The sequence below is a fragment of the Pedobacter terrestris genome, assembly GCF_052343045.1.
In the GTDB taxonomy this organism is placed as follows: Bacteria; Bacteroidota; Bacteroidia; order Sphingobacteriales; family Sphingobacteriaceae; genus Pedobacter.
Genome location: NZ_CP180264.1, coordinates 2,397,051 through 2,410,414, shown reverse-complemented (window position 1 = coordinate 2,410,414; position 13,364 = coordinate 2,397,051). Strand labels below are relative to the sequence as shown.

Annotated in this window: 10 protein-coding genes and 1 pseudogene; 4 read left to right on the top strand and 7 right to left on the bottom strand. The window is 37.9% G+C overall.

Annotated elements, in window-relative coordinates; translation table 11 throughout:
• Nucleotides 1–14 precede the first annotated feature (14 nt).
• Both ssuE and sfnG read right to left on the bottom strand, forming a co-directional pair.
• A complete protein-coding gene (gene ssuE, locus ACJVDH_RS10245) occupies nucleotides 15–575 on the bottom strand; it encodes an NADPH-dependent FMN reductase (protein WP_443947477.1) in 561 nt (186 codons plus the stop codon).
• Nucleotides 568–1,688: pseudogene (sfnG, locus tag ACJVDH_RS10240) on the bottom strand (dimethylsulfone monooxygenase SfnG). Before sfnG ends, ssuE begins: the two are co-directional and overlap by 8 nt.
• 754 nt (nucleotides 1,689–2,442) lie before the next feature.
• Here sfnG and ACJVDH_RS10235 point away from each other — a divergent pair.
• Together ACJVDH_RS10235 and bla are read left to right on the top strand one after the other, a co-directional pair.
• Nucleotides 2,443–2,619: a hypothetical protein gene (locus ACJVDH_RS10235; protein ID WP_443947476.1), complete on the top strand. Its 177-nt coding sequence runs from the start codon at nucleotides 2,443–2,445 to the stop codon at nucleotides 2,617–2,619.
• Between the two features lie 106 nt (nucleotides 2,620–2,725).
• Complete coding sequence (gene bla / locus ACJVDH_RS10230; protein WP_443947475.1) at nucleotides 2,726–3,601, top strand: subclass B3 metallo-beta-lactamase; 876 nt, start codon at nucleotides 2,726–2,728, stop codon at nucleotides 3,599–3,601.
• A gap of 63 nt (nucleotides 3,602–3,664) precedes the next feature.
• Here the strand turns inward: bla and ACJVDH_RS10225 are convergent, their stop codons facing one another.
• Genes ACJVDH_RS10225 through ACJVDH_RS10215 form a run of 3 tightly spaced genes read right to left on the bottom strand, consistent with a single transcriptional unit; the run spans nucleotide 3,665 to nucleotide 5,991 of the window.
• A complete protein-coding gene (locus ACJVDH_RS10225) occupies nucleotides 3,665–4,639 on the bottom strand; it encodes a DUF4097 family beta strand repeat-containing protein (RefSeq protein WP_443947474.1) in 975 nt (324 codons plus the stop codon).
• Between the two features lie 25 nt (nucleotides 4,640–4,664).
• Nucleotides 4,665–5,438, bottom strand: coding sequence for a HEAT repeat domain-containing protein (locus ACJVDH_RS10220; protein ID WP_443947473.1), 774 nt, complete (start codon nucleotides 5,436–5,438; stop codon nucleotides 4,665–4,667).
• A complete protein-coding gene (locus ACJVDH_RS10215) occupies nucleotides 5,431–5,991 on the bottom strand; it encodes an RNA polymerase sigma factor (protein WP_443947472.1) in 561 nt (186 codons plus the stop codon). Before ACJVDH_RS10215 ends, ACJVDH_RS10220 begins: the two co-directional genes overlap by 8 nt.
• Nucleotides 5,992–6,367: 376 nt before the next feature.
• On the opposite strand from ACJVDH_RS10215, the gene ACJVDH_RS10210 reads away from it, so the two are divergent.
• Nucleotides 6,368–7,315 (top strand): phosphatidylinositol-specific phospholipase C, encoded by a 948-nt coding sequence (locus ACJVDH_RS10210; protein WP_443947471.1) that lies wholly within the window; start codon nucleotides 6,368–6,370, stop codon nucleotides 7,313–7,315.
• A gap of 214 nt (nucleotides 7,316–7,529) precedes the next feature.
• The gene (locus ACJVDH_RS10205; protein WP_443947470.1) at nucleotides 7,530–9,152 is read left to right on the top strand and encodes a Na+/H+ antiporter; all 1,623 of its coding nucleotides are present in this window, start codon (nucleotides 7,530–7,532) and stop codon (nucleotides 9,150–9,152) included.
• A 134-nt stretch (nucleotides 9,153–9,286) separates the two neighbouring features.
• On the opposite strand, the gene ACJVDH_RS10200 is transcribed toward ACJVDH_RS10205, so the two are convergent.
• Complete coding sequence (locus tag ACJVDH_RS10200) at nucleotides 9,287–11,239, bottom strand: sigma 54-interacting transcriptional regulator (protein WP_443947469.1); 1,953 nt, start codon at nucleotides 11,237–11,239, stop codon at nucleotides 9,287–9,289.
• Nucleotides 11,240–11,457: 218 nt separating this feature from the next.
• Nucleotides 11,458–13,362, bottom strand: a complete 1,905-nt coding sequence (locus tag ACJVDH_RS10195; protein WP_443947468.1) for a sigma 54-interacting transcriptional regulator — start codon at nucleotides 13,360–13,362, stop codon at nucleotides 11,458–11,460.
• Between the last annotated feature and the right edge of the window lie 2 nt (nucleotides 13,363–13,364).

The following is a 13,364-nucleotide window of genomic DNA, read 5'->3' as shown; positions in this document are numbered from 1 at the left end:
TTTATTCCATCGGGTTAATTTTCGAGCAGTTGCTCCTTACTGACCTTATTTTTTATGGCTTTAACCAAATGATGTACAGATTCATTCAAACGGGTTTGAATGTCGTCATCGAGTTTAAAATTGCCAGCAGGCAATACATAAAATTGATTGTCGCTGATGAAAACGCCTTGCAAAATGTCTGAACTTCCCAGGATAGATAAAACGGGTTTAATGCTGTAATCCATCGCCAGCAGATGCGCTACGGAGCCGCCTGTTGCAATTGGCAAAACGGTTTTGTGCCTTAAGGCATATTGTGGCAGTATATCTAAAACTGTTTTTAATGCGCCGGTATACGTCCCTTTATAAATAGGCGTAGCTACGATAAAGGCATCTGCAGATTGTAGATGTGTAATGAAATCCTGAATGCTCGGATCACTAATTTTAGCATACAACAACGTTTCAGGAGCGAAATCTTTTACGCTAACCAAATGTGTTTGAAAGCCTAAATTTGTTAGCTGATGCGATAAACGCTGAAGAATCTGGTTTGACTTTGATTGTTGTGCCGGACTGCCCGACAGCAGAACTACTTTATACATATTGTGCACTTTTAATTTTGGCTTTCTCTTCTTTTTCTCTTATTAGCGGTAATACTCTTTTGCCAAAATACTCTACTTCTTCTTGTGCATGTAAAAAACCGCAAAGTACCAGGTCTACACCAATTTTTTTAAGCGCTATAATGCGGTCAGCTATTTGTTCTGGTGTACCAATCAGGTTGGTTTTAAAACCATCATTGTATTGAACCAAATCTTCAAAAGAAGAGTGTGCCCAATTTCCTTCTCCTTCCGGAGAGGCTTTACCAGCATTTTTTGCAGCCTGGGCGAAGGCTTTCACCGCATCTGTATCGGCTTGGTCTATAATTTCATGAAGAACAGCTTTGGCTTCTTCTTCGGTATCTCTGGCGATTACAAATGCATTAACGCCAATTTTAACGTGACGCGCACTTTGCCTGGTTTTTTCTTTTATGTCTTCAATTTGGGCTGCAATACCTTCAAGTGTATTTCCATTGGTAAAATACCAATCGGAAACGCGTGCAACCATGTCTCTTGCCGCTCTTGAGCTTCCCCCTGAAATATTTCCGGATGTGGTTGCTGTATTGGTTTTGGCGAAAGCGTATAGTCATTAAAACGATAAAAGTTTCCACGGAAAGTGAATTTGTCTTCTGTCCATATTCCTTTCAGGCAATGAATAAATTCTTCTGAGCGGCGATAACGTTCGTCATGATCCAGCCAATGTTCGCCAATCGCGTGGAATTCGCCTTTAAACCAGCCGCTTACAATATTTACGGCTACACGTCCTTCAGTAAGCTGGTCTATCGTAGCCAATTGTTTTGCCGCCACTGCAGGATTCCAGGGGCCGGGCAATAAAGCAATTATTAGTTTTAGCCTTTCTGTTGCTGCAAGCAAAGCATGACTGAACGCTACGGGTTCATGCTGAAATTCTGCACCATAACCAGCAGTGAAGCGAATTTGGCTTAATGCGTAATCAAAACCATTTTGCTCTGCCAGTTGAGCTAGTTTTTTATTGTAGTTGATATCCCAACTGGTACGCTGTTCAATTTTGCTCACCACCAAACCACCGCTTACATTAGGTACCCAATAAGCAAAACGTATAGCATCCTGACCTTTCTCTTTAAATTGATTGTTCTCCATAATTAAATCACATTTACGCTCAGGCCAATTTCAATAGTTGTGCCAGTGTTTTAAGTATCTTATAATCAAATATTTATATTGTTTGTGTTGATTGTTGATGGTGATGGAATTGCTTATCATTGTTGATCAGTTGTTGCTGGGGAAACAATGGAATCTTAAAAAATTGTATTAAGCAGGTATAGTATTTAGGTAGCAGTTCCGTAACTAAAACAAGATGACACCACATTATTACTGATTGTTTGTTTCACAATCAAAACCAAATGGTTAAATTTATGTTATAGAATATTATTTCTAACCAAATGTATCAGCAGTTTATTAATGCCTCAAATCTCAAATCCGGTTCTGTGTACGCAGAATTAAGTTCTAATCTCCTTTTAATCTCAATTTTTGGCGGTTAATATGGGGAAGTTTAATCTTTTGCGCCGGCGTTTTATTTTATTTTTAACTTATTTGCTGCACATTAGGGTAGCGCCAAAATATTGGATTTCTCGGTTCAACAGGGAGGATTTGCTAATTTTTCTTGGTATTTTGTTGTTTGCATTTGCTGCCATCACCGGGGTTTTAACCGAATCGTTAAAAGAATTGTTATTCCACTAAAAAGCAACTGGATGTCATTGCGTCACATTTTTATATGCAGCAAAATCTTGCTGGCAATGCAATGGTTGTTAAATTTAAAATTTATCAAACCATTTTGGGAAGTATGTGTTCAAAATTAGAGTCAGATCCATAACTAAGAAAACTAAAAATCCCGACGATGAACAATTCCTTTCAATTCTCAGAAGAAATGCCCTCAGCAAACAGTTCAATTGATCAAAATCTTATTCAGATTATACCAGAAAATGCGGAACGTTTTGAACAACGTGATCAGGTTTTGCGTATGTTACTTAGCCATTTGAATACAGAAACAGAGGGCACAGAACATCTCGGATAAATATGTTAATTTCAAACAAATCAACAATTTCCCTGTTGCGACACACTGTTTGATGAACACGTCAGTGCATCTTAATTTCATATATTTGCAAATATTTAGCACAACTATGTTTAAGAAAACACTACTGGTCTTTGCTGTGATTGCAGCTTTCACTGTTTTATCAACCGATACAAAAGCCCAAACGGTACAAGAACCTCAAGGTACAGATCCCAGTTGGTCTAAAACCTATCAACCTTTTAAAATTGTTGGCAATTTATATTACGTTGGTACGTATGATTTGGCTTGTTACCTGATTGTGACGTCAAAAGGAAATATTCTGATCAATACCGGACTTGCAAGTTCAGCAGATCAAATAAAATCGAGTATAGAAAAACTTGGTTTTAAATTAAGCGACACCAAGATTTTATTGACCACACAGGCGCATTTTGACCATATGGGCGCTATGGCGAAGCTAAAAGAAATGACCAAAGCAGCCGTAATGGTTGATGCAAAAGATGCAGATGTAATGGAAAGCGGTGGCGCGTCTGATTATGCGCTCGGAAATGCAGTAGCCAGTTATCAACCTCTAAAGCCCGATAAATTGCTGCAAGATAGGGAAGTTGTTAAGCTTGGCGATATGGAACTTACGGTTTTGCACCATCCGGGGCATACAAAAGGTTCTTCAAGTTTTATTTTTGATGTTAAAGATCCGGATAAAAGTTACCGTGTTTTGATCGCGAATATGCCAAGTATTGTAACCGATAAGAAATTTTCTACAATTACAGATTATCCTACTATTAAAGAAGATTATGCGTACACCTTGCGCGAGTTGAAAAATCTATCTTTTGATATTTGGTTGTCATCACATGCCAGTCAGTTCAATCTTCATCAGAAACATAAACCTGGCGACGCTTATAATCCGTCAGCGTTTATTGATCAGAAAGGTTATGACCTCACTTTAGCAGAATTGCAGAAAGCTTACGATAAAAAAATTAAAGAGTAGGTTATTTTAAAAGAAGATCGGCCAAATTTGAATTTGGCCGACCTTCTTTTGCTATGTAGTTTGTTATTTAGAACGCAGGTAAACGTTTTTATAGTTTGATTTGAGAATCAAGTCTGTGCCTCCACCGTTTAACTTTCCTTTTATGGCTTCAGGTTCTTTGGTTCCATAAAATACAGTACTGATGGTTTGCGTGTTTGTATTGCTGCTACTGCTTGATGTTGTAAATTTTCCTTGTACTGTGCTATTGCTTGTAGCAATTGCAACTGCGGGTTCATTTGCACCAATAACCGAACTTGTAGCATTGGGCTTACGTGTAAGCGCGCTAACGTTTGCCATTGTTTGCCCATTTTGTTTTTCTGGCGTACTTGCTGTGGCGGTTTTATCAATAGCAATTTTTAAACCATCGGCAGAGTAAAGATTACCATAGCTTGTGGAGAGTTCTACATTGGCTTTTGTAGACGGTGGAATGGCTACATCTACATAACCATATACAGAAACAATACTTACCGGGCCTTTAATATCTGAATTGAATGTTGCATCTACAGATCCATAAAGCGTTTTTATATTCATTGGGCCGCTATTGTTTTGCAATTTGATGGAGTTGTAACTTGCTGAAACTTCAATTTCATTTTTCAGGTTTTGAAGGATTACAGAATCGCGGTTAAATGTAGAGCTATATTTGTAAACAATTTTGATATTTTCCGGCACTTTAATCGTAATTGCGCCATCTAATTTTTTTCCAACGGTGTTTACGTTGATCTCTTCGCCACTTACAGAAACATCAATTCCAAGTCCGGTATTGTCTGTAAATCCATTTCCATTAATCATTTTAAGACCTTTTGCGCGTAAATCTTCACCTCCTTCTTCATCAATTGCAGCAGAGAAAACAATGTCTTTGCCATTGTAACCAATAATGGTAGCACCTGGAAGGTTAATATTTAAACGTCCGCTGGATTTTGCAAGTTTGTATTCTTTTTGTGCAAATGTACCTAGGCTAAGTGCAAAAAGTGTAAGTAATAGTGTAATTTTCTTTTTCATAATCTATATTTCAATTTCCTGTTTGTTAGAGTTTATTCTGCTCCAGTAAAATACTGAAGGCTTCATCTTTTACCGCTTCAAATGTTTCCGGGTTATTGGCCAGTGCATAAAGGCGTTCGTTTACTTTTTGATTGTGTGAATTTCCAAACAAAGCCACCAAAGCCAGTTGCACCATCGGATCGGTTTGTACGTCTAATGCATTTAGTAATAGCGCAGCAACATGATCATCGTCGCTGTATTTTTTTAGCACATCCAAAGCAGCAAGGCGTACATTAGAATTTTGATCTTGATTTAGCGTTCTGGCCAATTGATCCAAATCCGCATTGCTGATATTTTTGGATTGGCCGATATTCAATATCGCAGTCAATCTGTTGGCTGCCGAACTGCTATCAAGCAATTTTGCGTTCCAATTTGTTTTTTCTAGTTCTTGCTGATCAATTTTCTTCAACACAATTTTCTTTACTGCAGCCTCATATTGTTTTTCATTCGGAGAAACAATTTCATTCTTAATCGCAGCAGGGATAATCGGTTTAATTATCGGTTTTGATACCACTGCAGCAACACCGTTTTCGCTGGTTTCGCTTTGCTGATAAATTAAAAAAGCTGTTCCAGCAAATAAAACCACACAGGCTGCGGCTAGCCATTTAGTGCCAAAAAGAAATACAATGTTTCTTTTTGGTAGCGGTATTTCTTCCACTTCGTGGCGGGCTTTAAACATTGCCATATTAAATTCCGGCGCCTCAAGCTCGTCAAATTCATTGCGGTGTTCATCTACAAATTTCTTTAAAGGATCATGCATAATATGGCTTATCTTTTAATGATTCTAATACTTTTTTCTTTGCCCTGTGGTATTGCGAGCGCACTGTTGTGTGCGATACGCCCAGCATTACGGCAATTTCTTCTTGCGTCATCTTTTCAAATAGATAGAGGTTTAAAATAGTTTTATAACCTGTAGGCAAAGCCGCTATGCTATTTTTTACATCTTCTACTTTACATTCAAAAAGTTCATTTTCTCTCGGATCATATATTTCGCCGGCTGGAATTTCCATCTCTCCGAGATCAGAAAACTGAATTTTCTGTTTCCTTAGATGAGAGATAGATCGGTTTATAGCGATTCTCCTTGTCCAGGCTTCAAAACTTACAATCTCTTTCATCTTACTCAGCTCGCCAAAAACGGTAAAAAAGGTTTCTTGCAAAATATCTTCGGCTTCGCCCGTGTGGGAAATAAAACGACTAATTGAGTTGTATACACGTTTGGAATATCTGTTGTACAACAAAGTAAATCCGAGGTCTTTTCCTTCGCGGCACATGTTCATCAATTCCTGATCGGGTATCTTTTCTTTGGTTTCCAATCGCGAGTTTGTTAATATAGTTTCTTACTGTTTCTGTATGGTAGTCGCCATCCCGCAAAGAATGTTGCATACTTTCTTGAAATTTATTTAGTTAAATGTTTTTTTTTGCGTGTTTCTGTATGCTTATGAAAATCAGATTGTTTTATTTCATTTAATGGAGCAAATCAGATTAACAATAACATAACCTAAAGCTAACATTCTTGGTTGGTACCTTATCGCCTTTGGATTGACATGTATATAATTGATGTTAAAGCGCATTTTGTTTTCATCGATAGAGTAGAAAACATCCCTGTAGTATAAAATTTCATCCCTTGAGTATCCAAATTACTTTGAACATGAATTTACCAATTTATACACATAAACATCAATTTAAAAAATGAAAAAACTAAACATTTTATTTCTCATTGCAGCGATTATTACTTTAAATGCCTGTAAAAAAGATTTGCAGCTGAGTACTTCTAAATTGTCTGTCAATGATGCCACAAAGGCGGCTACGTTCGGAATGATCAATTGGATGGGATTTATAAACGACGACACTTCGTTATCAATGCTTTCTGTTCCTGGTACGCACGATTCTGGTGCTACGCTGGAACCATTGACCGGTACTGCAAAAAACCAGAACTTAAGTATTCCAGATCAGCTGAATGCCGGTGTACGTTTTCTTGACATTCGCTGTAGACACATGAACAATTCTTTCCGGATTTATCATTCCTACGTTGATCAAAATTTGACTTTTGATCAGGTTTTGTCTTCTTGCTATACCTTTTTGAATAGCAATCCTACAGAGACAATCGTGATGAGTATAAAAGAGGAATATAATTCTTCGAATGTTACACGCAGTTTCGAGGCTACCTTCAATAGTTATATTGATCAGAATCCTGCGAAATGGAATCTAACACAAAGTATTCCAACAGTAGGGTCGAGCCGCGGAAAAATTGTTCTTTTGAGACGTTTTTCAGCGAGTACAACAGCAGGTATCGATGCTTCTAGTTGGCAAGATAATAAGACGTTCGAAATGAATACCAATTCGGCTCTAATTAAAGTTCAGGATGCTTACGCGGTTAGTAATGTGGATACTAAATGGACGAATATTCAAAATTTGTTAAATGAAGCGAAAGTGGATCAATCTAATCGTCTATACATTAACTTCTCAAGCGGTTATACCTCCGGATTGTTCGGTATACCGAATATTCCATCTGTTTCAAATAATATTAATCCCCGTATTGCAACATTTTTTACAAATAATTCTGGCAAGTATGGTATTATTCCAATGGATTTTGTTGATTCTTCCAGAAGCAAGTTAATTGTAGAAGCCAATTTTTAATTAAAATCAGATCGTATAATTGGTTGAAAAGCGTGTTCTGTGAAAAGACACGCTTTTTAATTTACGATATTCTCTTCCACACAAATTCCCATACTTTTTCGTAAAATAACGATATATCGTAATGATTGCACTAGCCGGAGTTTAAGAATTTCACAGCAAATTATTGGTTATTTGTATATTGGGCCTTTGGTTTGATCCTTGTATAGATAATAATATGCACCATACGCTTTTACAATACCTGATTTTACTTTCTGTAGCATTTTTGCTCATTTTGCTGGCTCAAAAAGTGAAGATTTCATATCCTATATTTTTAGTTCTGGCGGGTTTAGGCATAAGTTATATTCCAGGTATTCCGGAAATGTCTATAGATCCGGAAATTATTTTCTTAATTTTTCTCCCGCCATTACTTTATGAAGCAGCGTGGTACACTTCATGGAATGATTTTTGGCGCTGGCGCAGGCCAATTTCTCTGCTTGCCTTTGGCTTGGTCATTATGACTTCTTTAGCGGTAGCGTTTTTAACGTCCTCTATGATTCCGGGTTTCACATTGTCAATGGGCTTTTTGCTTGGTGGAATTGTATCTCCGCCAGATGCCATTGCCGCAACTTCGGTATTAAAAAATATTAAAATCCCAAAACGAATTACCACCATTTTGGAAGGTGAAAGTCTGGTTAATGACGCATCCAGTCTTATTGTTTTGCGTTTTGCACTTGCTGCGGTTATTACCGGGCAATTTTCAATGGGGCAGGCCACAATAGACTTTTTTCTGAGTACCGTGGTTGGCATTGCCATCGGACTTGGGGTTGCCCACATCATGTATTTTATTCATCGGTTTTTACCAACCACCCCCAGTATTGATGCATCGTTAACATTGGTTTCTCCATATTTTATGTATTTACTGGCAGAACAATTTCATTTTTCTGGTGTAATGGCAGTGGTTTCTGGCGGATTATTCTTGTCTTATCGCTCTCACGAAATTTTCGTAGACGGCCAAAGCAGACTGCAAACCATAAATGTTTGGGCAACACTTGCGGTAATTTTGAATGCTTTGGTGTTTATTCTAATTGGTTTAGAGTTGCCGGTTATTACCGCTGGTTTAGAAGGATATTCTCTTTGGGAAGCGATTACCTACGGATTAATTATCAGCGCTGTTGTCATTGTCATTCGCATTTTGTGGATTTATCCGGCAGCTTTTGTGCCTCGATGGATTTCTAAAAAGGTGAGAGAAAAGGAAGTTGCTCCCGGATGGAAGGGGCCGTTAATTATTGGTTGGGCTGGTATGCGTGGCGTAGTTTCATTGGCTGCGGCACTTTCTTTGCCAATCATGATTTCGTCTGATGTGCATTTCCCGCACCGCAATCTCATCATATTTATCACCTTTGTAGTGATTTTGGTTACGCTTGTTTTTCAAGGTCTTACGTTGCCTTATCTAATTAAATTAATTAAGATAGAAGAGATTGATCCTTTAGTGCCGGAAGAACAACAGGAAGCTACAATTAAACTCCGTTTGCTTACCATTTCTTTAAAAAGGATTAAAGAAAAATATGCAGATGAAGCAGAAGACATCGAACTTGTAAAGGCGCTGAAAACCGATCTGGAAAATAACCTTAGTCATGCTTCGCGCAGATTAGAATCTATGGAATGCGAAGCTGTAGAATCTGCTGAGATGGAAATATATAACGATGTTCTGCGCGATTTATATCATTTGCAACGTCAGGAATTGTACAAAATCAGAAAAGAGAAATCTTTTAGCGACGAAGTGATTCGCAAACAGGAAATTCAGATCGATTTATCGGATATTAAAATCCCAAAAAGAAAAGCGGTGCAAGGTAAGTAAAAATCAATTTACTCAAATCTGTACTTCAAAAAAGATAATTGCCCACGCAATATAGCTCAGATGTATTACGCGGGCAGTTTAGCTTTATGTTATAGGTAAAATCAAAATGCATCAATCACATTTAGATAGAACTTCTATTTTACAAACTCGTATTTGATTCCTAACTTTTTGATTTTTGAATTTAGTGTTGTAGAGGGAATGTTTAAAATTTCTGCTGCACCTCCAGGTCCAAATATTTTTCCTTTGCAAAGGGTTAAAATGCTCAGAATATGGTCGCGTTCCATTTCTTCCATGGTTTTAATTTTAACCCCGTGGATGGCTTTTTGTGCATGTAATGCGTTTGCTGCAGGCATTTCGATATGCGTAATAATTTCGCCTTCAGTAAGTAGCATGGTACGCTCAATCAGGTGTTCCAGCTCGCGAATGTTTCCCGGCCAATCGTATTGCAATAAAAGTTCCATTGCATCTGGCGAAATAGCATTTACCTGCGATGAAGATTTTTTGCTGTATTTGCGAATGAAATGCTCCGTTAATAAGGAGATGTCTTCTTTGCGCTGTCGCAACGCTGGCAACTCTATCGGAAATACATTTAATCGGTAATACAAATCTAACCTGAAACGACCTTCGGCAACTTCTTTTTCCAGATTTCTGTTGGTTGCCGTAATAATCCGAACGTTAATTTTCTTGGTATAGTTTCCACCAAGACGTTCAATCTCTTTTTCTTGCAACACACGAAGTAGTTTTACCTGTGCCTCTAACGGCAATTCTCCAATTTCATCCAAAAAAATTGTTCCGCCATCAGCTTGCTCAAATTTTCCGATTCGCTTTTCATTAGCGCCTGTAAACGCACCTCTCTCATGGCCGAAAAGTTCAGATTCTATCAATGTAAGCGGAAGTGCAGCACAATTTACAGTAACCATTGTTTTAAGTTTTCTGGGCGATAATTTGTGAATGGTATGCGCAATCCGTTCTTTTCCGGTTCCACTTTCTCCTAAAATCAAAACAGAAGTTTCGTCTGGCGCCACTAATTCTATTTTTGAAAAAGCATCGCGCAGCAAACTGCTGTTGCCAATAATTCCATTAAAATCTGAACTTTGTGCAGGTATTTTTGCCGGTTTTTCGTTATTGTTTTGAACGGTAAGCGGTTTCTCTTCGGTTTTAATCTCCTCAACTTCTTTACCGTAAACAATCTTCTGAACCATCAATTCTAAGATTTTCCTGAATTGATTTAGTACGCCAGAATGTACTTTTGTGTACAGGTCTGCCGAAGTATTGAAAAATACAAATTGAAAGGTTTCGGTTTCATGTTGTACTTCTGTAATCAAGGCAGATTCAAGCTCAAAATAATCTGAAAGCGATTTTATCCAGCCATGTTCCATTCTCAGCTTTCTAAAATCATATCCATTGAAAATAGTTTTCCCAGCAGTTGGAACTGAAAGTGTTGTTGTATTTTTGAAATCGCGTAAAGAAACAGACATTTCTGCCGCTAATTTTTCGGCATTAAATACGGTATAATTTCCGCCGTTATATATGATGTTTAAGTCGCGGTTGCTTGTACGCGGTATGGCGCGGGTAATCCAAAGAAAATCAAATGGAACTATATTTTGCCATACTGCGCCAACTTGCTTTAGTTTTTCGGTTAGCGTTTCTTGCTTAGTAAGAATATGTTCTATTTGTTTTTGAAACGTAGGCTCTTCATGGTGCTGGTATTTTAAGTTTTGCTCGTGGCGGTAACGGGCAATATCCAACATAACCATCAGGTCTTTTTCTCTGAAAGGTTTTACCAGAAAACCGTAAGGAAGGGTTGCTTTAGCTGCTTCTAATATTCCTTGGTTGGTATTTGCAGAGATGTAAATGAACGGAATGTCCATTTCAGTAAGGTTGCCGGCCAAATCTATACCGGTTTTATCGCCTTGCAGAAAAATATCGAGCAAAATCCAGTCTGGCTGTTTAGATTCAATTAGTTCTAAAGCTTTAATAACCGAGGGCGCAATGCCGCACACTTTATAACCGGATTTTTCCAGCATAATCCGAAGATCATTGGCTACGATAAATTCGTCTTCTACAATTAAAATTTTTTCTTTCATTTTTTAAGCCACGTTAAATTAACCTGCTTTTGCAGTCCATTTTCGTTCAGAAATTTTTGAGCAAAGCCTTCTGGCGAAAGTAGGTTTGTGGTTGGCAGATGTGTTGCTTTTATCAATTTAGATACCAATGGTTAATGCTCATTACGTCAGTAAATTATCATTTGCGGGCATAAGGTGATTTGATGATATGTCGCCAATTCACGAAATGACATCAATAATTATTTTTCTATTCCGAGTTTTTTCATCCTGGAGTTGAGCGTAGTTGCCGGAATACCGAGCAGTTCTGCTGCGCCGCCACTGCCCGAAATTTTGCCTTTACACAACTGCAGAACTTTTACAATATGATCACGTTCGTTTTCTGAAATGGTTTTAACTGTGTTGTCGCCTTCTTCATTCGGTATTTCCAAACCCAAGTCCAGAAGTGATGCATCCAATACACCTGAATTGGAGAGAATTAAACTTCTTACAATTACATGTTCCAGTTCACGGATATTTCCGGGCCAGTTGTAATACATCAGCTGTGCTTTATAACTTTCATCAATCTGATGGATTTGACGCGAAAGACTCTTAGCGTGTTTTTCTATAAAATAATCTACCAACAGCAAAATGTCACTTTTTCTTTGGCGCAATGGCGGTATATGCAGCGGAAAAACGTTAAGTCTGAAAAACAAATCTAACCTAAACCTCCCTTTTGCAATTTCTTTTTCAAGATGAAGATTGGTGGCGGCAATGATACGAATGTTAACGGCTACAGGTGTTTTGCCTCCAATGCGTTCAATTTCTTTTTCTTGTAATACACGCAACAATTTGGCCTGCAAATCTATCGGCATTTCGCCAATTTCATCCAGAAAAATGGTGCCTCCGTTGGCTTCTTCAAATTTGCCAATGCGTTTATTTAGCGCTCCGGTAAACGCACCTTTTTCGTGCCCGAAGAGAATAGATTCAATTAAATCTGCTGGTAAAGCCGCACAATTTACCGCAATCATAGGTTTATCTTTTCTGGGCGACAAACGGTGAATGCTGCGCGCAATCTCTTCTTTTCCTGTGCCGCTTTCGCCCGTAATCATAACCGAAGTATCTGTTGGTGCAACTACAGAAAGTTTGTCTAATACGGTTAATATTGAGGTACTTTTACCAATGATATTTTCGAAGCTCACTTGTTTTGCCCGGTAGGGTTGGTTATGCTCAGGAGTGTACCCAGCCTCGGTAAGTTCAATAATGTGGTTAAGTTTATTTTCTAAAGTTGGCGATAAAAACTGAAGCAATTCAAGATGTTCAGGGGTATAAATAGAAGGCATTCTGCTGTAAAAAGAAAATGTAATCCGGTCGCCATTTGCTGTAGAGAAAGTCTTTACCAGGTTCGCATTTAATGTATATGTTTCTGCCATGAGCTTCTTCATCGGCGCAACTTCTTTAACAGCTTCAAAATTATGATTTATATAAATTGCATCTTGAGTGGTTTCAGGAACCAGCTGATTGAGTAGATGAAACTTCTTTTGGCTGATGTTGCTAAACTTTAAAAAATCCTGAACCGTGAATGTATCATACTGATCAAAATTTTCGCGTGTAATTCCAATTTCATTGTATCGTTTTCCTTTATAATCCATACCAGACAGTGCAATAAAATCAAATGGAATATACGGCTGGAAAGCACTGGCCAGTGATAGTAATTTTTTTTGCCAGCTTAGTGATTTCATTGAGATGTCTACAATAAAGTCTTTCATAAAAACTGCGCTGCTATTTTTCATTGCATTGCTATTTTCTTTTCGGTAACGGGCAATGTCTATACTCATTAAAATATCGCGTTCACGATAAGGCTTTACAATAAAACCATAAGGAAGAGTAGATTTAGCAGCTTCAAGTACTTTTTCATTGGAATTTGCCGAGATGTAGATAAACGGAATTTGTCTGCTCATCAGTTGTTGCGCCAAATCAATTCCAGTTTGTTTACCCTTCAGGTAAATATCCAACAAAACGAGATCAACGGTATCTTTTTCCAGAATTGTCAATGCGCTATTGTAAGAATCGGCAATGCCTTTAATCTGATATCCTGCACGTTGTAAAATCATTTGCAGTTCGTGGGCTACGATAAATTCATCTTCCACAATTAGTATCTGTTTCATAT